This window comes from Actinomadura rifamycini DSM 43936, assembly GCF_000425065.1.
Classification (GTDB): domain Bacteria; phylum Actinomycetota; class Actinomycetes; order Streptosporangiales; family Streptosporangiaceae; genus Spirillospora; species Spirillospora rifamycini.
The window spans coordinates 166,103-189,242 of the sequence record NZ_AULB01000010.1 but is presented as its reverse complement, the minus strand read 5'-3'; the positions used below and the strand labels follow the sequence as shown (position 1 = coordinate 189,242).

Annotated in this window: 19 protein-coding genes; 7 read left to right on the top strand and 12 right to left on the bottom strand. The window is 76.3% G+C overall.

The window, feature by feature from the left end:
- Positions 1-55: 55 nt before the first annotated feature.
- The 5 genes from H505_RS0109535 to H505_RS40905 all read right to left on the bottom strand — a co-directional run bounded on the left by H505_RS0109535 (position 56) and on the right by H505_RS40905 (position 7,227).
- Entirely contained in the window at positions 56-1,606 is a 1,551-nt protein-coding gene (locus H505_RS0109535) for a serine/threonine-protein kinase (protein WP_245592473.1), read from the bottom strand.
- 98 nt (positions 1,607-1,704) lie between these two features.
- Positions 1,705-3,414, bottom strand: a complete 1,710-nt coding sequence (locus H505_RS0109530; protein WP_026401784.1) for an ABC transporter ATP-binding protein — start codon at positions 3,412-3,414, stop codon at positions 1,705-1,707.
- On the bottom strand, positions 3,411-5,255 hold the full coding sequence (locus H505_RS40915; RefSeq protein ID WP_051300481.1) for an ABC transporter ATP-binding protein: 1,845 nt from the start codon (positions 5,253-5,255) through the stop codon (positions 3,411-3,413). Before H505_RS40915 ends, H505_RS0109530 begins: the two co-directional genes overlap by 4 nt.
- The gene (locus H505_RS40910) at positions 5,252-5,683 is read right to left on the bottom strand and encodes a cupin (RefSeq protein ID WP_051300480.1); all 432 of its coding nucleotides are present in this window, start codon (positions 5,681-5,683) and stop codon (positions 5,252-5,254) included. Before H505_RS40910 ends, H505_RS40915 begins: the two co-directional genes overlap by 4 nt.
- Entirely contained in the window at positions 5,680-7,227 is a 1,548-nt protein-coding gene (locus H505_RS40905) for an MFS transporter (protein WP_084550040.1), read from the bottom strand. The genes H505_RS40910 and H505_RS40905 overlap by 4 nt, the downstream gene beginning before the upstream one ends.
- 165 nt (positions 7,228-7,392) lie before the next feature.
- Here H505_RS40905 and H505_RS0109510 point away from each other — a divergent pair, with 165 nt between their 5' ends.
- The 3 genes from H505_RS0109510 (at position 7,393) to H505_RS0109500 (ending at position 10,167) form a co-directional block, all read left to right on the top strand.
- On the top strand, positions 7,393-8,562 hold the full coding sequence (locus H505_RS0109510) for a sensor histidine kinase (protein ID WP_026401783.1): 1,170 nt from the start codon (positions 7,393-7,395) through the stop codon (positions 8,560-8,562).
- Positions 8,559-9,218, top strand: a complete 660-nt coding sequence (locus tag H505_RS0109505) for a response regulator (protein WP_026401782.1) — start codon at positions 8,559-8,561, stop codon at positions 9,216-9,218. Before H505_RS0109510 ends, H505_RS0109505 begins: the two co-directional genes overlap by 4 nt.
- Positions 9,219-9,357: 139 nt before the next feature.
- Complete coding sequence (locus H505_RS0109500; protein WP_026401781.1) at positions 9,358-10,167, top strand: SAM-dependent methyltransferase; 810 nt, start codon at positions 9,358-9,360, stop codon at positions 10,165-10,167.
- A gap of 52 nt (positions 10,168-10,219) precedes the next feature.
- Here H505_RS0109500 and H505_RS0109495 read toward each other — a convergent pair whose 3' ends face one another.
- From H505_RS0109495 to H505_RS0109475, 5 genes are all read right to left on the bottom strand, one after another.
- Entirely contained in the window at positions 10,220-10,897 is a 678-nt protein-coding gene (locus tag H505_RS0109495) for a hypothetical protein (RefSeq protein WP_026401780.1), read from the bottom strand.
- Between the two features lie 123 nt (positions 10,898-11,020).
- Positions 11,021-12,448, bottom strand: a complete 1,428-nt coding sequence (locus tag H505_RS0109490) for a GntP family permease (RefSeq protein ID WP_026401779.1) — start codon at positions 12,446-12,448, stop codon at positions 11,021-11,023.
- A 112-nt stretch (positions 12,449-12,560) separates the two neighbouring features.
- Complete coding sequence (locus tag H505_RS40900; RefSeq protein ID WP_034517303.1) at positions 12,561-13,688, bottom strand: glycerate kinase; 1,128 nt, start codon at positions 13,686-13,688, stop codon at positions 12,561-12,563.
- Positions 13,689-13,908: 220 nt separating this feature from the next.
- A complete protein-coding gene (locus H505_RS0109480; protein ID WP_026401778.1) occupies positions 13,909-14,988 on the bottom strand; it encodes a CdaR family transcriptional regulator in 1,080 nt (359 codons plus the stop codon).
- Between the two features lie 68 nt (positions 14,989-15,056).
- Positions 15,057-16,088: a helix-turn-helix transcriptional regulator gene (locus H505_RS0109475; protein ID WP_341849557.1), complete on the bottom strand. Its 1,032-nt coding sequence runs from the start codon at positions 16,086-16,088 to the stop codon at positions 15,057-15,059.
- A 63-nt stretch (positions 16,089-16,151) separates the two neighbouring features.
- Here H505_RS0109475 and H505_RS0109470 point away from each other — a divergent pair, with 63 nt between their 5' ends.
- Both H505_RS0109470 and H505_RS0109465 read left to right on the top strand, forming a co-directional pair.
- A complete protein-coding gene (locus H505_RS0109470; RefSeq protein WP_034517301.1) occupies positions 16,152-17,510 on the top strand; it encodes an FAD-binding oxidoreductase in 1,359 nt (452 codons plus the stop codon).
- Between the two features lie 87 nt (positions 17,511-17,597).
- Entirely contained in the window at positions 17,598-18,095 is a 498-nt protein-coding gene (locus tag H505_RS0109465) for a MarR family winged helix-turn-helix transcriptional regulator (protein WP_026401775.1), read from the top strand.
- Between the two features lie 44 nt (positions 18,096-18,139).
- On the opposite strand, the gene H505_RS40895 is transcribed toward H505_RS0109465, so the two are convergent.
- On the bottom strand, positions 18,140-19,141 hold the full coding sequence (locus tag H505_RS40895; RefSeq protein WP_034517299.1) for a helix-turn-helix transcriptional regulator: 1,002 nt from the start codon (positions 19,139-19,141) through the stop codon (positions 18,140-18,142).
- 118 nt (positions 19,142-19,259) lie between these two features.
- On the opposite strand from H505_RS40895, the gene H505_RS0109455 reads away from it, so the two are divergent.
- Positions 19,260-19,685, top strand: coding sequence for a VOC family protein (locus tag H505_RS0109455; protein ID WP_026401774.1), 426 nt, complete (start codon positions 19,260-19,262; stop codon positions 19,683-19,685).
- Positions 19,686-19,802: 117 nt separating this feature from the next.
- Here the strand turns inward: H505_RS0109455 and H505_RS0109450 are convergent, their stop codons facing one another.
- Positions 19,803-22,115 (bottom strand): ATP-binding cassette domain-containing protein, encoded by a 2,313-nt coding sequence (locus H505_RS0109450; protein ID WP_051300479.1) that lies wholly within the window; start codon positions 22,113-22,115, stop codon positions 19,803-19,805.
- Between the two features lie 82 nt (positions 22,116-22,197).
- Between H505_RS0109450 and H505_RS0109445 the strand changes: the two genes are divergently transcribed.
- Entirely contained in the window at positions 22,198-23,079 is an 882-nt protein-coding gene (locus tag H505_RS0109445) for a TetR/AcrR family transcriptional regulator C-terminal domain-containing protein (protein ID WP_026401772.1), read from the top strand.
- Positions 23,080-23,140 lie beyond the last annotated feature (61 nt).

Sequence of the window (23,140 nt, the reverse complement as noted above, 5' to 3'; positions counted from 1 at the left end):
GTCGCGGTCATCGGTTCGACCGTCCGCGCGTCCCGGACTCATCGTCGCGCGGTGTTCAGGAGTCGGCGGGGGCGGTGCGGACGACCTTGCCTTCGGTGTTCACGGCCAGGTAGCCGCCGCCGTACTCGTCGGCGAGGTAGACGAACATGGTCGGGGCGTCGCCGTTGAACGCCCAGGCCGCTCTCACGATCACGTACCTGTTCGTCGGCTCCGGCACCTTCAGCGTCCGCTCGGCTCGGCTCATCAGCGCGGGGAGGGCTTCCCAGGCGAAGGTCTTGAGGTCGACCACGGCGTCGCCGGTCGTGATGGCGACGCTGGGGCGGCTGCGGACGGCGGCGTCCGCGCCCTTCTCGTAGGTGTAGTTGTCGAAGGCGGCGCGGCGTCCGGCGGCGGGGGCGTCGGCGGACGCGCGGTCCGGGTAGACGGTGAGCTGGGCGAACTTCGTGCCGCCGGACGCCGCCTCGAACTTCGCGATCGCCTCGCCGATCGCCGCGGGGGTCAGCAGCGTCTCGGGCCCGGGGGTCTCGGCGGGTTCGTCGCCTCCGGCTCCGGCCTCGTTCGCGCGCGTGGGCGCGGTGCGTTCGCCGGTCCCCGCGGCCGGTGCCCCGGAGCCGTCCAGGATCGCCGGGAGGGCGATGGCGAGCATCGCGATGACCGCCACGGCCGTGGTCACCGCGACCGCGGCGACGCCCGCGACCAGCCGGGTGCCGCCGGTGGCCCGCGGCGGCGCCGGGCGAGTGCCGGTGGCGGGCTCGGCGTGGGCGGGCGCGGCGTGGGCGGGCGGCGGGGCCTGGTCGCCGGCGGCCTGCGCGAGCATGCGGTCGAGGTGCGCGGCGGTGGGACGGGCGGCCGGGTCGCGCACCAGAAGCGCCCCGAGCACGGGCGCCAGGGGACCCGCGCGGCGGGGCGGCGGGATCGGGGCCGCCATGACGGCGGCGAGGGTCGCGGCGGCGGTGGGGCGGCGCAGCGGGTTGGCGCCCTCCACGGCCGCGTACAGCAGGACGCCCAGCGACCACAGGTCGGAGGCGGGGTCGCCTTCCCGGCCGTGGAGCCGTTCGGGGGCGATGTACTCGGGGGAGCCGACGAGGCCGCCGGTGGCGGTGACGCGGGACGCGTCCTCCAGCGCCGCGATGCCGAAGTCGGTGAGGACGGGCGTCCCGTCGGGGCGCAGCAGGACGTTCGCGGGCTTGACGTCGCGGTGCCGGATCCCGGCGTCGTGGGCGGCCCGCAGCGCGGCCAGGACGCCGCGGCCGACCGCGGCCGCCTCGGCGGGCGGCAGCGGTCCGGACGCGAGCCGGTCCTGCAGGGTCCGGCCGCGCACGAGTTCCATCACCAGCCAGGGGTGGGGCGCGCCGGGCGGGTCGACGATGTGGTGGACGGTCACGACGTTCGGGTGGTCGATGCGGGCGAGGGCGCGGGCCTCGCGCATGACCCGTTCGCGGGTCTTGCGCGCGACGGCCGGGTCGGTTCCGGCGAGCCGCACCTCTTTCAGCGCGACGTCGCGCTCCAGCGCGAGATCGAACGCGCGCCAGACCGTGCCCATCCCGCCGCTGCCGAGCCGCTCGCGCAGCTCGAAGCGCCCGTCGACCACCTGCTCGGACGTCACGGCCGACAGCCTAGAACCCTCCGCCCCCGAACACCCCGATATCGGGGCATACCGGGTCGGGATGCTCGCGGGGACGGACGGTTCGCGGGCCGGGCGGGTCAGTCGACCGGGGCCATGGAGAGGTTCCAGTAGTCGGCGTAGCGGCCGTTGCGGCGGAGCAGTTCGTCGTGGGCGCCCTCCTCAACGATGCGGCCGCCGTCGAGGAAGGCGATGCGGTCGGCGCGGCGCACCGTCCGCAGCCGGTGCGCGACCATCACGACCGTCCGGCCCGCCATCAGCCGCTCGATGCCGTCGTGGACGGCCGCCTCGTTCACCGGGTCGAGCGCGGAGGTCACCTCGTCCAGCAGGACGATCGGCGCGTCCTTCAGCAGGGCCCGCGCGATCGAGACGCGCTGGCGTTCGCCGCCCGACAGCAGCGCGCCGCCCTCGCCGACGCCGGTGTCCCAGCCGTCGGGGAGCCGCGCGATGACCTCGTCCAGTCCCGCGGCGGTCGCGGCCGCGCGGATCTCGGCCGGGTCGGCGTCGGGACGGCCGAGCCGCACGTTCTCCTCGATCGTGTCGTCGAACAGGTAGACGTCCTGGAAGACGATCGCGATCCGGGCCATCAGGTCCTCGGCGCCGATGGCGCGCACGTCCGCGCCGCCCACGCGCACCGCGCCGCCGTGGACGTCGTAGAACCGCGCGATCAGCTGCAGCAGCGTGCTCTTTCCGGCGCCGGACGGGCCGACGATCGCGACCCGCCGCCCCTCGGGCACCGACAGGTCGAGGCCGTCGAGCACCGTGCGGTCGCCGTGCCGGAAGACGACGGACTCGAACTCCAGGCCGTGGTGCGCCGGCCGGGCGGGGCGGGGCGCCTCCGGCAGGGGCTCGGTGCGCAGGACGGCGTCGAGCCCGGCGAGTTCGGAGCGCGCGCCGCGGACCTGGCTGCCGATGTCGGTGAGCGCCAGCAGCGGGTCGGCGCAGCGGGCGGCGAGCACGAGGACGGTCAGCAGCTCGGCCGCGCCGATGCGCCCGCCGAGCGCGAGGTAGGCGCCCAGGGCCAGCAGCACCGTGAACACCGCCTGCACGACCAGGGTCAGGCCGACCGTGCCGGGCAGCGCCGACAGCACGGTGCGGCGGGACGCGCGCCGCACCTCGCGCAGCGAGTCGTCGAGCAGCCGGAAGCGTTCGGCGGTCCGGCCGCCGGCGCGCAGCACCGGCTGGGCCTGGATGTACTCGATGACCCGGGCGCTGGACTCGCGGCCGCGGGCCCGGCGGTCGGCGTCGGCGGCGGCCATCGAGCGTCCCGTCCAGATCTGGATCGCCGCCACCAGCGGGACGGCGGCCAGGGCGGCCAGGCCCATGCGCCAGTCGAACACGAGCATCACCGCGACGATCGTCAGGGGGGTGACGCAGGCGTTGACGAACGGCGCGAGCAGGTGCGCGATGGCGCTCATCGCCTGCAGGACGCCGTGGCTGGCCATCACCGACACCTCGCCGACGCGGCCCGCGCTGTACCAGCCGATGGGCAGCCGGGCGAGGTGGTCGCCGAGCCGGTGGTACACGCCGCGCAGCAGGGTGGTGCCGACGCGGAAGCCGGACAGGTCGCTGACGTAGCGCAGCACCGCGTAGACCGCGACGGCGGCGCCGAACGCGGCGAGCCAGGGCCGGGCGTCCGCGGGCGTGCCGCCCAGCAGTTCCCGCAGCAGGGGGACCAGCAGCGCGTAGGACAGGCCCTCGACGACCGCGGTGATCGTCATCAGGGCGATGGTGCGGCGCACGGGCCGGGCGTATCGGTGTCCCAGCACGCGCAGCAGCGTCCGGATCATCGCCGGTCTCCTTCCAGGACGTCGTCTTGCGGGGCGTCGTCTTCCAGTGCGTCGTCTTCCAGTGCGTCGCCGGGGGCGGTGCCGCCGGTGCGGTGGGACCGCCAGAACGCCGCGAACCGGCCGTCGCGGGCCAGCAGATCGGCGGGGGCGCCGCGCTCGACGACCGTCCCCCGGTCCAGCATCACGACGGTGTCGGCGGCGGCGACGGTCTCCGGGCGGTGGGCGATGACCAGGACGGTCCGGTCGCCCTTCAGCGTCGCCAGGGCGCGGCGCACCGCCCGTTCGGTGTGCGGGTCGGCGAAGGCGGTCGCCTCGTCGAGCACCAGGACGGGCGCGTCGGCGAGCAGCGCGCGGGCGAGCGCGATCCGCTGGGCCTCGCCGCCGGACAGGCCGGCCTCGTCGCCGAGGACCGTGTCGTAGCCGCGGGGCAGTTCGAGGACGCGGTCGTGCACGTTGGCCAGCCGGGCGGCGCGGACGACGGCGTCGCGGTCGGCGTGCGGGACGGCCAGCGCGATGTTGTCGGCGACGGACGCGCGCAGCAGCCGGACGTCCTGGAAGACGAAGGAGACCGTCCGGTACAGCTCTCGGGCGTCGAGGTCGCGCAGGTCGGCGCCGCCGAGGACGACCGAGCCGTGCGTCGGGTCGAAGAACCGCGGCAGGAGCTGCACGAGGGTGGACTTGCCGCTTCCCGACGGGCCGACGAGCGCGGTGACCGTCCCGGGTTCGAGGGTCAGGTCGATGCCGCGCAGCACCTCGTGCCCGGGGTCGTAGCCGAACCGGACGCCGCGCAGTTCGACGCGGTGCCCGTCCGGCGCGGCGGGGTGCGCGGGCCGGGGCAGCGGCTCCTCCGCGAGCACGTCGCGGATCCGGCCGACGGCGCGGTGCGCGGCCTGCATGTCGTCGAAGCCGTGCCCGAGGGCCGCGACGGGCGCGGTCAGGCCGAGCCCCAGCAGCAGGAAGGGCAGCAGGTCGGCGGCGGCCATGGACCCGCCGGTGATGAGGGCCGCGCCGCCGGTCAGCACGACCAGGAGCACGAACGGCGGGGAGACGGCCACCTGCATTGCGGCGCCGAGCCCGGCCAGGCCCCGCACCATGCGCAGGAAGACGTCGGCGAAGTCGTCGGTGGCGGCGCGGAACCTGCGGTGGGCGCGGTCGGCGCCGCCGAACGCCTTGACGACCGCGATGCCCTGGACGAACTCGACGACGGAGCTCGCGATGCGCCCCATGGCGGCGTCGAAGTCCTTCTGGTCGCGCAGCCGGCCGGGGGTCATCATCAGCGGGACCAGCGCGACCGCGAGCGCCACCGGGATCAGCGTGATGAGGGTGAGGCGCCAGTCGACGGTGAACAGGTAGGCCAGCGACACCAGCGGGACGACGAACGCGGAGGTCAGCTCGCCGGGGGTGTGGGCGATGAAGGGGTGGACGGCGCCGACGTCGTCGCCGACGACCTTCGCGAGTTCGCCGGTGCGGCGCCGGGTGAGCCGCCCGATCGGCACCTGCCCCAGCCGTGCGGCGAGCCGGCGGCGGAACGACAGCTGCACGCGGTCGTCGACGAGGTGCCCGAGCGCGGACGACGCGGCGGTGAACAGCAGCCGGGCGAACAGCCCGGCCGCCCCCACGATCACGACCGTCCGGACGTGCCCGCCGTCGATCGGGCCGGGCGCGAGCAGGGAGCGGCCGAGTTCGGCGACGGCCAGCAGCGGCGCCAGCCCGGCGACGGCGCCGATCACCTGCAGGGCGACGACGGCGGCGAAGCCCGCCAGGTGCGGTCGCAGCAGCCCGGGTTCCCTGTCCGCGGGTGCGGTGCGGCGCGCGGCGGGAGTGGTTTCGGTGGCGGTCATCGCTCCTCCGCCTCTGCAGGGTGCGCCGCGGCCGGGCCGGTAGGGGCGGTCCGTTTCTCCAGGCGTGTGCCGCGCGGCAGGGTGACGGTCAAGATGGTGCTGGGGGTGTCGAGTTCGATGCGGTGCCACCGGCCGCGGGGGACGATCGCGGCGGTCCCGGCCGGCAGCCGGATCACTTCCTCCGGCCGGCCCGGCCGTTCGGGGCGCAGGCAGAGGCGGATCTTCCCGATGAGGCAGGACACGATCTCCTCGGCCTCGGGGTGGACCTCCCAGTGGTCGGCGCGGACGTCGGCGTCGGTCCGGGCGTGCCGGGCGGTGAGCCGCCAGCCGTCCCGGCCGGCGTCCGCCGCTGCTCCCGCGGCGTCGATCCGGCCCCCGCCGCGCAGGTGGAGCGGGGACGCGAACAGGTCGATCGGGGTGACGGTCACGGTGAGGCATCCTTCGTGCGTTGGGCTGCGGGAACGTCCGGTGCCTGCCGTTGCGGGGCGGGGCGGCGGCCGTCCCCGGCGCGTCCGGCGGGCGGCGGCGAGCCGGCCGGGCGCAGGACGGTCAGGGCGATGAGGGCGGCGGCGAGCAGGAGCACGGCGCCGAGCGACAGGCCGAGCGCGTAGCCGTCGCTGAGGGTCTCGGGCGTGGCGACCGGGCCGGTGCGGTCGTGCGCGACGGTGCCGAGGGCGGCGAGCCCGAGGGCCGCGCCGATCTGGCGGGAGCTGTTGAGCAGGCCCGACGCGGTGCCGGTCTCGCCGGGCGCGACGCCCGCGGTGCCGGTGGACACGATGGACGCCAGGCCCAGTCCGAAGCCGACGCCGGCGGTGACCGAGGGGCCGAGGACGTCGGCGGCGAAGGCGCCGTCGGGGCCGATGGTGCCGAACCAGCCGAACGCCGCGGCGGTCAGCAGCCCGCCCGCGGCCAGGAGCGTCCAGGGGGCGAAGCGGTAGCCGAGTTTGACGGCGAGCGCGGACCCGGCGATCACGCCGAGGGCCATCGGCAGGAACATCAGCCCGGTCTCCGCCGCCCCGTGCCCCAGGACCCGCTGCAGGTAGAGCGACAGGAAGTAGAAGGCCGAGGCCATGGTGGCGCCGGTCAGGAGGATGTAGGCGTTGGCGCCGGCGACCGAGCGGTTGGCGAGCAGGCCGATCCGGATCAGCGGTTCGCGGGTGGTCGTCCGCTCGACCAGGACGAACGCGGCCAGCAGCGCGGCGGCCGCGGCCAGGGTCGCGAGGGTGGCCGCCGAGGTCCACGGGTACCGGTCGGTGCGGACGACGCCGAACACCAGCAGGGTCGTCCCGGCCGTGGCCAGCACGGCGCCGAGGACGTCGGGGCGCCCGGTGCGCGCGGGCGGCGGGTCCGCGGCGACGCCCCGCCAGGCCAGGGCCAGGGCGCCCGCGGCTATCGGCACGTTGACGAGCATCACCCAGCGCCAGCCCGCGTACTCGGTGAGCAGCCCGCCGATCAGGACCCCGAGGGCGGCGCCCGCGGCGTTCGTCGCGCTCCACACCCCGAAGGCCCGCACGCGGGCCCGTCCGGCGGGGAACGTCGAGGCCAGCAGCGCCAGCGCGGCGGGCGCCAGCGCCGCGGCGCCGACGCCCTGCGCGGCGCGCGCGGCGATGAGCTCGCCGGGGTAGCGGGCGAAGCCGCCCGCGAGGGAGGCGATGCCGAACACGGCGAGCCCGAGCAGCAGGACGCGCCTGCGCCCGTACCGGTCGGCGGCCTTGCCGCCCAGCAGGAGCAGCCCGCCGAAGGTGAGGGCGTAGGCGTGGATCACCCAGGTCAGGCCCATGGTGTCGAAGCCGAGGCCGGCGGCGATCTCCGGCAGCCCGACGTTCACGACCGACAGGTCCAGCGACACCATGAACTGCACGACGGCCACGGCGGCGAGCGTGAGGCCGGGCCGGGCGGCTGTCGGCGGGTGCGGCGGGGCGCCCGGTGGAGCGTCCGGTGGGGAGCCGTCCTCGGCTCTGATCGCTTTCATGCCGGACATCGTGATGTCGGGGCAGGTCCGCGGTCGTCCTGTGGGGGGAGTGTCCTGCGGGTGGCACCCGGGGAGCAGGAGCGGCGGGACTACTTCGCCGGGAGTAGTCGCCGTTCCGCCGTCCTGCGGAGGCCCTGCACCGGAAAAGCTTCTAATGTACGCAAAATGAGGTTTCTGGACCGGGTGGGGCCGCTCGCCCAGGACGGGCTGCTCGCCGCGGCGATGGCCGTGCTGCTGTCGGTCTTCGTGTTCGCCGAGCCGCGGGCGGGCGCGCTGGATCTCGCGGCCCTCCTCGGCGGGTCCCTCGCGCTCGTCGCGTGGCGGCGGGCGCCCCTGGTGGCGCTGTTCGCCGGGACGGCCTGCATGCTGGTGCTCGCGGCGCACCTCCAGCCGGGTCCGGCGGCCGCGTATCCGGTGATGGTGGCGGTGTTCGCGACGGTCAGGGCCGGACGTCCGGTGATCGCGGCGCTGACGGCGGTGGGTTTCCTGGGCGCGGGCCTGGCGGTGAACATGTCCGGTGCCGGCGGCGCCGCGGAGAACTTCCAGGACACGACGCTGCTGGTCGGCTGGTTCGTGGCGTCCGGCGTGGCGGCGACGGTGACCCGGCACCGGCAGGCGTACCTGGAGGAGGCCGAGCGGCGCGCCGCCGAGGCCGAGCGGACCCGGGAGGAGGCGGCGCGGCGCCGCGCGGGCGAGGAGCGGCTGCGCATCGCCCGGGAGCTGCACGACTCCCTCACCCACAGCATCTCGGTCATCAAGGTGCAGGCGGGGGTGGCGGTGCACCTGGCGCACCGGCGCGGCGAGGAGGCGGCCCCGGCGCTGCTGGCCATCCAGGAGGCCAGCGGCGACGCGATGCGGGAGCTGCGCGCCACGCTGGAGGTGCTGCGCGACTCCGGCGGCTCCGCGGCCGAGCAAGACGAGGCCGGGGCCGGCGAGGCGGCTGCGGCCAGCGGCCTCGACCGGCTCGACGACCTGGTCGAGCGGGCCCGCTCGGCGGGGCTGCCGGCCACGGTGACGGTGCGCGGGGCGCGGCGGGAGCTGCCGGACGAGGTGGACCGGGCCGCGTACCGGATCGTGCAGGAGGCGCTCACCAACGTCTCCAGGCACGCCGGCGGGGCGGCCGCGGCGGTCCGCATCGACTACGGGGACGGGGAGCTGGTCGTGCAGGTCGACGACGACGGCAAGGCCGACCCGGACGCGCCGCCCGTGCCGGGCACGGGTCTGCTCGGCATGCGGGAGCGGGTGGCGGCGCTCGGCGGCCGGCTGCGGGCCGAGCCCCGACCGGAGGGCGGTTTCCGCGTGCGCGCCGAGCTCCCCCTCGGGGCGGCCTCGTGATCCGCGTGCTGCTCGTGGACGACCAGGCGCTCATCCGCGGCGGGTTCCGCGCCCTGCTGGAGATCGAGGACGACATCGAGGTGGTGGCCGAGGCCGCGGACGGCGAGCGGGGCGTCGCGCTCGCCCGCGAGCACCGTCCCGACGTCGCCCTCGTCGACGTCCAGATGCCGGTGATGGACGGCATCGAGGCGACCCGGCTGATCGCGGCGGACGAGCGGCTGGACGGCGTCCACGTCGTGATCCTCACCAACTACGGGCTGGACGAGTACGTCTTCAACGCGCTGCGCGCCGGGGCCTGCGGGTTCATGGTGAAGGACACCGAGCCCGCAGACCTGCTGCAGGGCGTGCGGGTCGCGGCCCGCGGCGACGCGCTGCTGTCCCCGGCGATCACCCGCCGGCTGATCGGCGAGTACGTCGCCCGGCGGCCCGAGCCGGCGCCGGAGTCGCTCGGCGTGCTGACCAACCGGGAGCGCGAGGTGACCGCGCTGGTGGCGCGCGGCCTGTCCAACGACGAGATCGCCGCCCACATGGTGATCAGCCCGACGACCGCGAAGACGCATGTCAGCAGGGCGATGACCAAGCTGGGGGCCAGGGACCGCGCCCAGCTGGTGGTGTTCGCCTACGAGTCCGGTCTCGTCACCCCGCGCCGCGGCTGACGCGCCCGCGCCGCGCCGGGGTCGCGGATCGCCGTGAGAGGCGCCGCCGGACGGGGAAGAACGTGGGGGCGGGACGTGCCGGTGAAGCGCGGTGCGCCGCCGGGCACGGAACCGAGGGGAACCGAGGGGGAGCAGCCTCATGCCGCACCGTCCACCGCCGGGCATCGACACGAGCACGCCGCATTCGGCGCGGATCTGGGACTACTGGCTGGGCGGCAAGGAGAACTACCCGGTGGACCGGGAGGCGGGCGACGCGGTCCTGCGGGTGCTGCCGGGGATCGCCGCGTCGGCCCGGCAGGACCGCGCGTTCCTCGGGCGGGCGGTGCGGTTCCTGGTCCGGGAGGGGATCACGCAGTTCCTGGACCTGGGCGCCGGGCTGCCCACCGTCGACAACACCCACGAGGTCGCGCAGCGGGTGGCGCCGGCGGCCCGCATCGTCTACGTCGACAACGATCCGCTGGTGCTCACCCATGCGCGGACGCTGCTGCAGGGCACCCCGGAGGGGGCGTGCGACTACATCGAGGCCGACATCCGCGACACCGGGACGGTGCTGGAGGGGGCGTCGCGGACGCTGGACCTCGACCGTCCGGTCGGGCTGATGCTGCTGGGGGTGCTGAACCACATCCTGGACGACGGGGAGGCGGAGGCGCTGGTGGCGGGGCTGCTGGCGCGGCTGGCGCCGGGCAGCCACCTGGTGCTGTCGCACACCTGCGACGCGACGACCGACGAGCTGGACGGCGCGGCGATGCGGCGGGCGGTGGCGGAGGTGATGGAGCGCGGCGGGACGCCGATCCGGGCGCGGTCGCCCGAGGAGATCGAGCGGTTCTTCGCCGGCACGCGGCTGCTGGAGCCGGGGGTGGTGTCGTGCTCGCGGTGGCGGCCCGAGCCGCCGGAGCGGCGGGACCCGGAGGTGCCGCACTTCAGCGGCGTCGGGGTCGTCCCGTCCTGATGCCGCGCGCGCCCGCCGGCCGGTCCGTCCGCCCGGGGGCGTCGCTTCCGGGTCAGCGGCCGAGTTTTTGCCGCAGGAGCTCGGCGCAGGCGTCGCGGCGGGTGGCGTCGTCCGGGTAGCGGCGGCGGCATTCGCGCTCGATCCAGGCGGGCGTCGGTGCGGCCCGGGGCGGTTTGCGGGTGCGGGGACGGTCGCCGTGCGGCCGTCCCCCGTGGGCCCGTCCGCGGTGCGGATGCGGGTCGTGCGGACGTGCGCCGTGCGGACGTGCGCCGCGGGGCGGTGCGCCGCGGGGGTGTTCGGGGCGCTGCTCGGGCGCGCGTCCGTCCGCGCCGCCGGTGCCGCCGGGGCGGGCGGGCCGCCCGGTGGTGGGGTCGGGAGAGCGGTCGGCCTGCGCGGGCGCCCCGCCGGACGGGGTGCGCGGGTCGCGGCCGGGCCGTCCGCCCGGGGCCGCGGGGGAGCCGGGCCGGGAGAGCGCGGGGCCGGGCGGCGGGCGGTCCTTGTCCAGCCAGGAGCCGGGGGCGCGGGTCGGGTGCTGCGTGGCGGGGGCGTCCGGCGGGGCCGCGATGTACAGGACGCCGGCGCCCGCGGCGACGGCCGCGACCGACAGGGCGGGGACGAGCAGGCGGCGCCGCCGGCGGCGGCGGGTGCCGGGGGACGGCCCGACGCGCCAGGGTTCGTCGTAGTCCGGGGGGACGCGCGGGGCGGGCGGTCGCAGGTGGTGGTTCGGCACGCCCCTTGACTACCAACAGTCACTGCGCGGGCACAATGCGCCTCGCCGGGGTGTCCGGCCTCGGGAGCGGATACGGGACGGCCGGGGCCCCGCGGCGTCGCAGGGCCCCGGCCGTCCGGCGGCTCACAGCAGCGCGACCCCGAGGACCAGGACGAACGCGATGGCCGTGACGCCCTGCACGAGGGTCGCCGCGGTCTGCGCGCGGTAGGCGGTGGAGACGCTCATGCCGGAGAACTGCGTGACGACCCAGAAGTAGGAGTCGTTGACGTGGCTGACGACCATGGCGCCCGCGCCGATGGCCATGACCGCCAGGACCTGGCCGACGGGGACGTTGCCCATCATGACGTCCAGGCCGAGCGCGGGCAGCAGCGGCTGCGCGAGCGTCGAGGTGATGATCAGGGCGGCGGTGGAGCTGCCCTGGGCGGTCTTCAGCAGCGCGGCGAGCGCGAACAGCACCAGCAGGGCGACCGGGCCCGCGACCGCGGAGCCGTCGCCGATGAGCGACTTGATGTAGTCGGCGATGGGCGTGGCCTTGATCACGGCGCCGAACGCGCCGCCCGCCCCGGTGATCACCAGGATGATCGCGGCGTCGGACAGGCCCTCGCCGACCCAGGTGGTCAGCACCTCGGCGTCGCGGCGGGCGGGCAGCAGCGCCAGGGCGAGCAGGACGCCGATGAGCAGGGCGTTGACGGGGGTGCCCAGGTCGGTGAGGACGTCGCCGAGCATGCCGTCGACCAGGGTGCCGTCGCCGGAGGGGAACGCGGCGACCGACCCGGTCGCCATCAGCAGGATCGGGACGAGGATCGGCGTGACGGCGCGGCCGAGGCCGGGGATGCGGTCGAACTGGGCCTTGTACTCCTCGAACGTCTGCTCGGCCTGCGGCAGGGCGCTCTCCAGGTGCGCGGTGCGGCGCAGCGCCCACGCCAGTCCGGCGATGGTGGCGACCAGGGACACCGGGATGCTGAACAGGATGACCCAGATCAGCCCGTCGGAGCCGATGCCGACGTTGCCGGCGGCGGCGATCGGGCCGGGCGTCGGCGGGACGAACGTGTGCGAGGCGTACAGGCCGGTGGCGAGGGCGGTGCCGAGGACGACGGGGTTGCGGCCGGTCTTGCGGGCGATCGACCGCTGCAGCGGCGACAGCACGACGTAGCCGGAGTCGCAGAACACCGGGATGGACACGACCCAGCCCATCAGCGACATGGCGATGGCGGGGTGCCGCTTGCCGACGACCTTCAGGACGGCGTCGGCGAGGGTGACGGCGGCGCCGGTGCGCTCCAGCACCTTCCCGATGATCGTCCCGAAGATGATCACGAGGCCGATGCTGGCGAGGATCGTCCCGAAGCCCTCGGCGATCGTCCCGCCGAGGTCGGCCACGTACGGCTCGTCGGATCCGGAGGCGGCGCCGATCCCCATCGCGGCGAGCCCGAACGCGAACGTCGCCACGACGATCGCCAGGAACGGGTGCAGTTTGAACCGCCCGCTCAGCAGGATGATCAGGCCGATGCTCGCGGCGAGCGCGAGCAGCAGGAAGGGACCGGTGGTGGTCATGGGACTCCTTGGCGTGCCTTGCGTGGGGGTGGGCCGCGCCGCCGGGTGGTGAGGGGCGGCGCGGACGGTCGAGGGGGCCGGGTGCCGCGGCGCGGGACCGGCGGCCCGGGGGTCAGGACGTGCGCAGCCGCACGACCTGTTCGGCCAGGCCGGCCAGCAGCGGCGCGGCGGAGCCGATGAGCTCGTCGAGGGTCCGGGGGCCGTCGGCGAGGCTGAACGCGGCGGTCAGCCCGAGGGCGTGCAGGTCGTCCAGCGGACCGGCGACCGACCCGGCGAGCGCCACGGCGGGGACGCCCCGCCCGCGGGCGAGCCCGGCGACCACCGAGGCGACCTTGCCGCCGGCGCTCTGCCCGTCCAGCCGCCCCTCCCCGGTGATCGCCAGGTCGGCGCCGTCCAGCGCGGCGGGCAGCCCGACCATGTCGGCGACCAGTTCGGCGCCGCGGGCGGGTTCGGCGCCCAGCACCGCGGCCAGCCCGCCGCAGGTGCCGCCGGCCGCGCCCGCGCCGGGCAGGTCGTGGACGGCGACGCCGTAGCGGTCCCGCAGGACGTCGGCGAAGCGGGCCAGCGCGGCGTCCAGCTCCCGTACCTGGGCGGGGTCGGCGCCCTTCTGCGGGCCGAACACCGCGGCGGCGCCGGACGGCCCGACGAACGGGTTGGTGACGTCGCAGGCGACGCGGAACCGGGTCTCGCGGACGGCGGCGGGCACCCCGGAGTCGTCGATCGCGGCGAGCCCGGTGAGCGCGGCGCCGCCGGGCGGCAGGTCGGCGCCGTCCGCGCCGGTGAACCGGACGCCGAGGGCGCGCAGCAGGCCGGTGCCGCCGTCGGTGGTGGCGCTGCCGCCGACGCAGACCAGGACGTCGCGGGCGCCGCGGGCGATCGCGTCGGCGATGAGCTCGCCGGTGCCGGTGGTGTCGGCGCGCATCGGGTCGCGTTCGCCGGGGGCCAGCAGCGGCAGCCCGGACGCCGCGGCGAGTTCGACGACCGCCGCGCGCCCGTCCCGGGAGATCGCGTAGGCGGCGTCGACGGGGCGGCCGAGGGGGCCGGCAACGGTGCGGGTGACCTGCTCGCCGCCGCGGGCGCGCAGGAAGCAGTCCACGGTGCCCTCTCCGCCGTCGGCCATCGGAACCTGCACGACGGTCGCGCCGGGCGCCGCGCGGCGGACGCCGGTCTCCACGGCGGCGCACACGGCGGACGCGCCGAGGCCGCCCTTGAACGAGTCGGGCGCGACGACGATGCGCACGGGGTCCTCCTTCTCCTGGTCGGCCTGGGCTTGGCCCGCCTGGTCCTGGTCGCCTGGTCCTGGTCGGCGGGTTGGACAGACCTTAGAAGCGGCGGACGGGGCGGGGCACCGGCGCGGCGACCAAAGTCCGCGCCCGGGACCGGCCCGCCGTTTGTGCACGGCGACGAGACATCGCGCGAGGGACGGCGGGGGAGGGGCGGCAGGCGAGGGGCGGGGAGGGTCAGTCGAGGTCGGTGATGTGGAGGGCGAGGCGGAGCGCGACGGCGTCGTCGAACGCGCGCGGGTCGCGGCCGGTCAGCTCGGCGACCCGCCCCAGCCGGTACACCAGGGTGTTGCGGTGGACGTTCAGTTCCCGGGCGGCCTCGGCGACGTGCCGTCCGCGGTCGAAGTAGGTGCGCAGGGTGCGGCGGAGCTCGTCGGGGAGGGGGCCGAGGACGCGGTCGGCGGCCGCGCGGGCGGCGGCGTCCGGCAGGTCGGCGAGCAGGACGCCCACCTCCTGCTCGCGCAGGGTCGTGACGTCGGGCAGGGTGCGGCGGCGCAGCGCGAGGCGGGCGCGGCGGACGGTCTCGGCGAGGGCGTCGAAGTCGGCGGACGTCCCGCCGTCCAGCAGGCACGCGCGGGGCAGGTCGCGGCGCAGGTCCAGCAGCCGGGCGCGCAGCGCGGCGGGGGCGGCGGCCCCGGCCACCACCCACAGGGTGCCGGTGACGTCGACCGACGCCAGGACCTGCCGCTCGCCGCCGCCGAGCCGCCGGTAGAGGCTGCCGGCGGCGCCCATCGCGTCGGCGGCGGCGTCGGCGGCGGGCCGCACGGCCAGCAGCGCGAACGGGGGTTCGGGGCGGGCGTCGACGAGCCGCAGCCGCTGCCGCCACGCCGCGGCGGTGAGCCGTCCGGCCAGCAGGTCGGCGACGATCTGGTCGCGGGTGCGGCGGCGCCACTCGGCCTCGGCCCGCATCGCCTGCTGGGTGATCATCAGCTCGGTCATCAGGGCGACGGCCTCGGCGAGGTCGCCGACCTCGCGGGGCTCCCCGGTCACCCCGACGACTCCGGCGATCTCGGCGCCGATCTTCACCGGCAGGTTCACGCCGGCGCGGGTGCCGCGCATCCGCCGCGCCTGCGCGCCGGTCACCGCGACGGGCGCGCCGCTGCGCAGCACCCGGACGGCGCCGTCGTGCACGCCGCCGACGCGGTCGCGGTCGCCGCTGGCGATGATGACGCCGCGGCCGTCCATGAGGTTCACGTTCCGGCCGAGGCGCCGCATGATCTCGTCCACGATGGCCTGGGCGTCCGCACCGGTGATCACGCGGCCACTCTATGCGGCGGCCCCCCGCGGCCGTCCCCTGCGACCGTCCTCTGCGGGCCGGTGGGCGTTCAGCGCGGGAGCCGGTCCCGCAGCGCGCGGAGCCGGTCGCGGACCTGCGGTGAGGCGTCCACCAGGGTGCAGGGGGCGTCGAGCGCCGCGATCGCGGCGGCGCACTGGGCGACCAGGTCGGCGGAATCGGCGCTCAGCCGGACGGCGCAGGCGTCGGGCCCGCGCGGGTCGATCCGGCCCGGCACGCGCCCGAACAGGCGAAACCGGACGTCCTCGGCGGCGAGCGCGACCTCGAGGCGGGCGGTGTGGCGGTATTCGGCGGAGGCGAACGAGCGCAGGAGGTGCGCGGCCGGGTCGGGCGCGGGGAGCGGACGCGGGACGAACCGGTCGTGCGCGGGGCGGGGGTCGGCGACGCGGTCGGCGCGGAAGGTGCGCCAGTCCGCCCGGGCGGGGTCGTAGGCGATCAGGTACCAGCGGCCCGCGGCGGCGACCAGGTGGTGCGGTTCGACGCGCCGCGCCCCGGCCGCCCCGGCCGCGTCGGCGCGGCCGGGGTAGTCGAAGGCCAGGACGCGGCGGTCGCGGCAGCAGGAGGCCAGCACCCCCAGCGTCACGGGGTCGACGCGGGGGCCGCTCGCGGACGGCGCCGCGGCGGCGCCGCCGAGCGCCGACAGGCGGGGCCGCAGCCGGGCGGGCAGGACCCGTTCCAGTTTCGCCAGCGCCCGCATGGAGCTGTCCTCGATCCCGGCGACGCCGCTGCCCGCGGCCGTGACCAGCCCGGCCGCGACCGCGATGGCCTCCTCGTCGTCCAGCAGCAGCGGCGGCAGGTCGCGGCCGGACGCCAGCCGGTAGCCGCCCGCGGTGCCGGTGGTGCTCTCCACCGGGTAGTCCAGCGCGCGGAGCCGGTCGATGTCGCGGCGCACGGTGCGGCCGCTGACGCCGAGCCGTTCGGCGAGGTCGGCCCCCGACCATTCGCGGCGGCTCTGCAGCAGCGCCAGCAGCCGCAGCAGCCGTCCCGGCATGTCCTTGCGGACGGACGTCCCGCGCGCCGCTTCCCCGTCCCCCGGTGCCCCGTCCTCCGGTTGCTTGTTCACGCGCACCATGATGGCCGTCGTTGCGGACAAGATATGTCCACAAGGGCTCCTAGCGTGTGCCGCATGGACACGACGACGAAGCTCGCCGCACGCGTGGACGGCCCGGTGTACGCGCCCGGCGACGAGGAGTACGACGACCGGCGGACCGGGTACCAGCTCCTGGACCCCCATCGCCCCTCGGTGGTGGTGGAGGCCGCCGGGCCCGGGGACGTCCGCGCGGCGGTGGAGTTCGCGGCCGGGACGGGCGCGCCGCTGGCGGTGCAGGCCACCGGCCACGGCCGCGCCGCCTCGGCCGGAGGCGTCCTGGTCAGCACGCGCCGCATGTCCGGTGTCCGCGTCGATCCGGGGACCCGCACCGCGTGGGTCGAGGCGGGCGCGACCTGGGCGCGGGTGCTCGAGGCGGCCGCGCCGCACGGGCTGGCGCCGCTGTCGGGCAGCTTCCCCGGCGTGGGCGCGGTCTCCTACACGCTGGGCGGCGGCGTGGGCCTGCTGGCCCGGCGGCACGGTTTCGCCGCCGACCATGTGCGCCGCGTCGACCTGGTGGCCCCGGACGGGCGGTTGCACCGGGTCACGGCGGACTCCGATCCGGAGCTGTTCTGGGGGCTGCGCGGCGGCGGGGGCGGGTTCGGGGTGGTCACCGGGATGGAGGTCGCCCTGTTCCCGGTCGCCCGGATCTTCGGCGGCGGCCTGGTGTTCGACGCCGAGCGGGTTCCGGACGTGCTGGAGGCGTGGCGCGCCTGGGCGGCCGGGGCGCCCGAGGAGATGACCTCGGCGGTGTCGACGCTGACCTATCCCGACCTGCCGGCGATGCCCCCGCCGCTGCGCGGCCGGCAGGTCGCGCAGGTCGCGGTCTCCTACGCCGGGCCGGCGGCGGAGGGGAGCCGGTTGGCCGAGCCGCTGCGCGCCCTCGGGCCGGTGCTGTCGGACACGCTGCGCGAGCTGCCGTTCGCCGAGTCCGGAACGGTGTTCGACGAGCCCGCCGAGCCGCACGCCTACCGGGGGCGCAACGTCCTGGTCGGCGACCTGGACTCCGGTGCGCTGGCGGGGCTGGCGAAGGCGGCGGGGCCGTCGGCGCCGGTGATGACCGTGGCGGGCGTGCGGCATCTGGGCGGCGCCCTGGCGCGCGGGCCGCGGGTCCCGAACGCCGTGGGGCACCGGGACGCGGTGTTCGCGGTGACGGTCCTGTCGCCGGTGGGGCCGGGCGAGGAGGACCTGGCGGGCGCGGCGCACCGGGACGCGCTCGCGCCGTTCGCCGGCAACGCGCTGGGGTGCTCGCTGAACTTCTCCTTCGGCCCGCTGGACGCGGACGAGGTCCGCTCGGCGTTCGCCGCGGCCGACCGCGGGCGGCTGGCCGCGCTGCGGGCCCGGCTCGATCCGCACGGCCTGCTGCGGGCGAACCATCCGGTCCCGCCCGCCGGGTAGGGCCGGCCGTACCGAGGGATCGGCCGCGCCGTTCGCGCCCGCCGATCGGCGCCCGTTGATAATCTCAACGTTGAGATAGGAGGGGCGATGGCGGACGCGGTGGACGACATCCTGGCGCAGTGGCGGCGCGAGCGGCCCGACGTGGACGTGGCGCCGATGGGGGTGATCGGGCGGATCTCCCGGCTGCAGCTGCTGCTGAACCGGGAGTTGCGGGAGTTCTTCGCCGGGCACGGGCTGGAGAACTGGGAGTTCGACGTGCTGGCGACGCTGCGCCGCTCCGGCGCCCCGTACGAGCTGACGGCGGGGGCGCTGCTGCGCACGTCCATGGTCACCTCGGGGGCGATCACCAACCGGATCGACCGGCTGGAGGCGCGGGGGCTGGTGCGGCGGGTCCGCGACGCCGGCGACCGCCGGTCGGTGCGGATCCGGCTGACCGGGGACGGGCTGGCGCTGGTGGACGAGGTCGTCGGGCTGCACGTGCGGAACGAGGCGCGGCTGCTGGCGGGGCTGGAGCCCGCGGAGCGGGAACGGCTGGCGGACACGCTGCGCACGCTGCTGGAGTCGCTGGGCGACACCGCGGACTGACCGCGGCCCGCCCCGGGCGAACGCGGGCCGGGCGCGGGGCCGGTTCAGTGCTCGGTTCGTCCGGCCGCCGGCGGCGGGTCCGGGCGGGGGCGGACGGCGCGGGCGGCCCGTTCGGCGATCTCGGTGAGCGTCCCGGCGAGTTCGGGCGGGTCGAGCAGCGTGTAGTCCAGGGGCAGCGCGGTGATGCGGTGCGCGAGGAACCACAGCGTGTCGCCGTGGGTGTGCAGCAGGCAGGCGCCGTCGTCGGCCGGTTCCAGGACGCCCTGCCAGGCGGTGACGCGCGGGGCGGCCTCCTCGATCGGGGCGTGCAGCAGCAGGCGGGCCCGGATGGTGCCCGAGCCGCCCGCCAGGGCGTCCATCGCCCAGGTCACCGCGTCGGCGCCGCCGGGCGGGCGGCGGGCGGGGCGGCGGATGCCGGTGCGGTGCACCTCGGTGATGCGGTCGGCGCGGAAGGTGCGCCAGGCGTCCCGGTCGGCGTCGTGGGCGACCAGGTACCAGCGGCGGCCGGCGGCGACGAGGCGGTGCGGCTGCGCCAGCCTGCGGCCGGTGCCTCCGTCCGCGGCGGTGTAGGCGAAGCGGACGTCCTCGCCGGTGACGCAGGCGGCGGCGAGGACCGACAGGACGCCGGGGTCGGCGGCGGGCGCGTCCTGCGCGGGCAGGGCGACGGCGGCTTCGGCGAGGGCGGCGACGCGGTGCCGCAGCCGGGGCGGCAGGACCTGCTCGAGCTTGGCCAGGGCGCGGGGGCCGCTGTCGGCGACGCCGGTGACGGCGGCCGCGGCGGCGGTGCGCAGCCCGATCGCGATCGCGACGGCCTCGTCGTCGTCCAGCAGCAGCGGGGGCATCGCGGTTCCGGCGGTGAGCCGGTAGCCGCCGGTGCTGCCGCGCGCCGCGTGCACGGGGTAGCCGAGGTCGCGGAGCCGCTCGATGTCGCGGCGGACGGTGCGGGGCGTGACGCCCAGGCGCTCGGCGAGCTCGCCGCCCGGCCATTCGCGTGGGGTCTGCAGGAGGGACAGCAGCCGCAGCAGCCTGCCGGAAGGGTCGCGCATGGATTCCATCCTGCCGTCCCATTAGGACGTTCGCCGACCTGATGCGGGCATAGCGTCGGAGACGTCGGGCCGGGTGCGGGCGTCGCGTCCGGCGGGGACGAGCGGAAGGAGCGGGGACATGCTGCGAGGGATGGCGAACGTGAGCCTGTGGGCGGACGACCTGGAGGCGGCGCGCCGCTGGTACGCCGAGCTGCTGGGGACCGAGCCGTACTTCAGCAAGGCGGGCCCGGACGGGGCGGTCGGGTACTACGAGTTCCGGATCGGCGACCGGCTGGACGAGCTGGGGCTGATCGACGCGCGGTTCGCGCCGCCGGGGCACGCGCCGGGGCCGGGCGGGGTGCTGCTGAGCTGGCACGTGGACGACCTGGAGGGGTCGCTGCGGCGGCTGCTGGAGCTGGGCGCGACCGTGCACGAGGGGATCACGGTGCGCGGGGAGGGGTTCGTCACCGCGTCGGTGGTGGATCCGTTCGGAAACGTGCTGGGGATCATGAGCAATCCGCACTACCTGGAGATGCTGGCCGCGTCCGGCGCCCCGCCGGCCTGACCGCCCGGGTGCGGCCGTCCAGGTGCGGCCGTCCGGCCGGCCGGACGGGCTCGGCCGTCCGGGTCCGGCGGCGCGGAGGGCCGGGGCCCGGACGGTCGGCCCGGCGGGGTCGGCGGGTCAGGCGGTGACGTAGTCGCGCAGGTGGCGGGCGGTGAGGGTGTCGGCGCCGGCGACGAGGTCGGCGGGGGTGCCGGTGTAGACGACGCGGCCGCCATCGTGGCCGGCGCCGGGGCCGAGGTCGATGATCCAGTCGGCGTGCGCCATGACGGCCTGGTGGTGCTCGATGACGATGACGGTGTTGCCGGCGTCGACGAGGCGGTCCAGCAGGGACAGCAACTTCCCGACGTCGGCGAGGTGCAGGCCGGTGGTGGGTTCGTCCAGCACGTAGACGGCGGCCTTCTCGGCCATGTGGACGGCGAGTTTGAGGCGCTGCCGCTCGCCGCCGGACAGGGTGGTGAGGGGCTGGCCGAGGCGCAGGTAGCCCAGGCCGACGTCGTCGAGGCGGTCCAGGACGGTGCGGGCCTGCCCGGAGGGGAAGAACTCGCGGGCCTCGGCGACGGACATGGCCAGCACCTGGCTGATGTCCTTGCCGCGCAGCGTGTAGGTGAGGACCTCGGCGGTGTAGCGGCGCCCGTCGCATTCCTCGCAGACGGTCGCGACCCCGGCCATCATGGCCAGGTCGGTGTAGACCAGGCCGATGCCCTTGCAGCGGGGGCAGGCGCCTTCGGAGTTGGCGCTGAACAGGGCGGCCTTGACTCCGTTGGCCTTGGCGAACGCGGTGCGGACGGCGTCCAGCAGGCCGGTGTAGGTGGCGGGGTTGCTGCGGCGGGATCCACGGACGGGCGACTGGTCGACCACGACGACGCCGTCGCGTCCGGGCAGCGACCCGTGGATCAGGGAGCTCTTGCCGGATCCGGCGACGCCGGTGACGACGGTGAGGACGCCCAGCGGGATCTCCACGTCGACGTCGCGGAGGTTGTGCCGGTTCGCGCCCTTGATCGCCAGGTGGCCGGTGGCTTCGCGGACGGTGCCGCGCAGGCGGGCGCGGTCGTCGAGGTGGCGGCCGGTGAGGGTGCCGGACGCGCGCAGGCCCGGGACGTCGCCGGTGTAGCAGATGCGGCCGCCGTCGCTGCCGGCGCCGGGGCCGAGGTCGACGACGTGGTCGGCGATCGCAATGGTCTCCGGCTTGTGCTCGACGACCAGGACGGTGTTGCCCTTGTCGCGCAGCCGCAGCAGCAGGTCGTTCATGCGGGCGATGTCGTGGGGGTGCAGGCCGACGGTGGGCTCGTCGAAGACGTAGGTGACGTCGGTGAGGCTGGAGCCCAGGTGCCGGACCATCTTGACGCGCTGGGCCTCGCCGCCGGACAGGCTGGCGGACTCGCGGTCGAGGCTGAGGTAGCCCAGGCCGATCTCGACCAGGGAGTCCAGGGTGCCCTGCAGGGTCGCCACGAGCGGCGCGACCTCCTCGGCGTCGATGCCGCGGACGAAGTCGGCCAGGTCGCTGATCTGCATGGCGGCGCAGTCGGCGATGTTGCGCCCGGCGATGCGGCTGCCGAGCGCGGCGGCGTTGAGGCGGGCGCCGCCGCAGGCGGGGCAGGCGGCGAACACCACGGCGCGGTCGACGAACGCGCCGATGTGCTTCTGCATGGACTCGCGGTCCTTGTTGAGGTACAGGCGCCGCACCTTCACCAGCAGGCCCTCGTAGCTGGTGTTCATCCCGTTGCTCTTGATCTTGGTGGCGGGCTTGTTGAGGAAGTCGTCCCACTGCCGCTCGGTGTAGTCGCGCAGGGGGGTGTCGGGGTCGAACAGGCCGGAGTCGACGAACACCTTCCAGTACCAGGTGCCGACGCCGAAGTTGGGGACGGTGATGGCGCCCTCGTTGAGGGACAGGTCGCGGTCGACGAGCTCGCCGACGTCGATGCTGCTGACGCGTCCCAGGCCCTCGCATTCGGGGCACATGCCCTCGGCGTTGTTGAAGCTGAACATGCTGGAGGTGCCGACGTGGGGTTGGCCGAGGCGGCTGAACACGATGCGCAGCATGGCGTGGGCGTCGGTGGCGGTGCCGACGGTGGAGCGGGAGTTGGCGCCCATCCGCTCCTGGTCGACGACGATGGCGGCGGACAGGTTGCGCAGCGCGTCGACGTCGGGGCGGCCGAGGCTGGGCATGAACGACTGGATGAACGCGGTGTAGGTCTCGTTGATGAGCCGCTGGGACTCGGCGGCGACCGTGCCGAACACCAGGGAGGACTTGCCGGAGCCGGACACGCCGGTGAACACGGTGAGGCGGCGCTTGGGGATGTCGACGTCGACGCCGGCGAGGTTGTTCTCCCGGGCGCCGCGGACCTCGATGACGTCGTGGCGGTCGGCGGCCGCGCCGGAGCCCGCCCCGGCGGGCGCGGCGGGCGTGGCGGGGCTGGGTGGGGCGGTCATGGGCGTCGTCACTCCCGGCTTGATATTTTAGGGCGTAAAGAGATGTCGGATCGGATCAGTTTATGGCATAAGGAGATGCGGGTTGGTCGTCTTCGCCGGGCAGGGTGACGCCCGCCGCTCGATGCATCTGCTGTGGCGCGTCCGGGACGGCGCGGCCGGGGGGCCGCCGCGTCCCGGGCCGCGGCCGGGGCTGACCGTGGAGCTGATCGTGGACACGGCGATCGCCGTCGCCGACGCCGAGGGGATGGCGGCGCTGTCGATGCGGGCGGTCGGGGAGCGGCTGGGCCGCACCGCGATGGCGCTGTACACCTATGTCCCGGGCAAGGCGGAGCTGGTCGACCTGATGTACGACCGCGCGCAGGCCGAGCTGCCGGCCGGGTACGGCGCGGCGGGGGGCTGGCGGGCGGCGGTGGCGGCGTGGGCGGACGACACCTGGGCGCTCTACCTGCGGCATCCGTGGATGCTGGCGGTGTCGCAGGCGCGTCCGGTGCTGGGGCCGAACGAGTACCGGGCGCTGGAGGCGCTGCTGGGCGCGCTGTCGGGCGCGGGTCTGGCGGCGGGGGACGCGCGGCGCGCGGTGGCGACGCTGTCGAGCGTGGTGCGGGGCGCGGCGCGGATCGCGGCCGAGGCGCGGCAGGCGGCGGCCGCGACGGGCACGTCCGAGGACGAGTGGTGGTACGCGCGCAGCGGGGCACTGGAGGAGGTCGCGCCGGACTTCGCGGCGCGGTTCCCGCGGGTGGCGCGGCTGAGCGCCGAAGGCGCCTTCGACGACGCGGCGTTCGACGCGACCGCGCCGCGAGCGGACTCCGCGGGGAACGGCTCTGCGGGGAACGCCCAGGGGGACGGGGATGCCGCGGGGGACGCCGTGCTGTATCAGGAGCGGGTGGCGCGGGAGGCGTTCGCGGGCGGGCTGGCGCTGGTGCTGGACGGCATCGAGGCCGCCGCGGCCCGCTCGGGCCGGTGAGCGGTCCGCGCACGGGCGGCGCGGCGGGCGGCAGGTGGGCGGCGGGGCGGGCGGGGCGGTG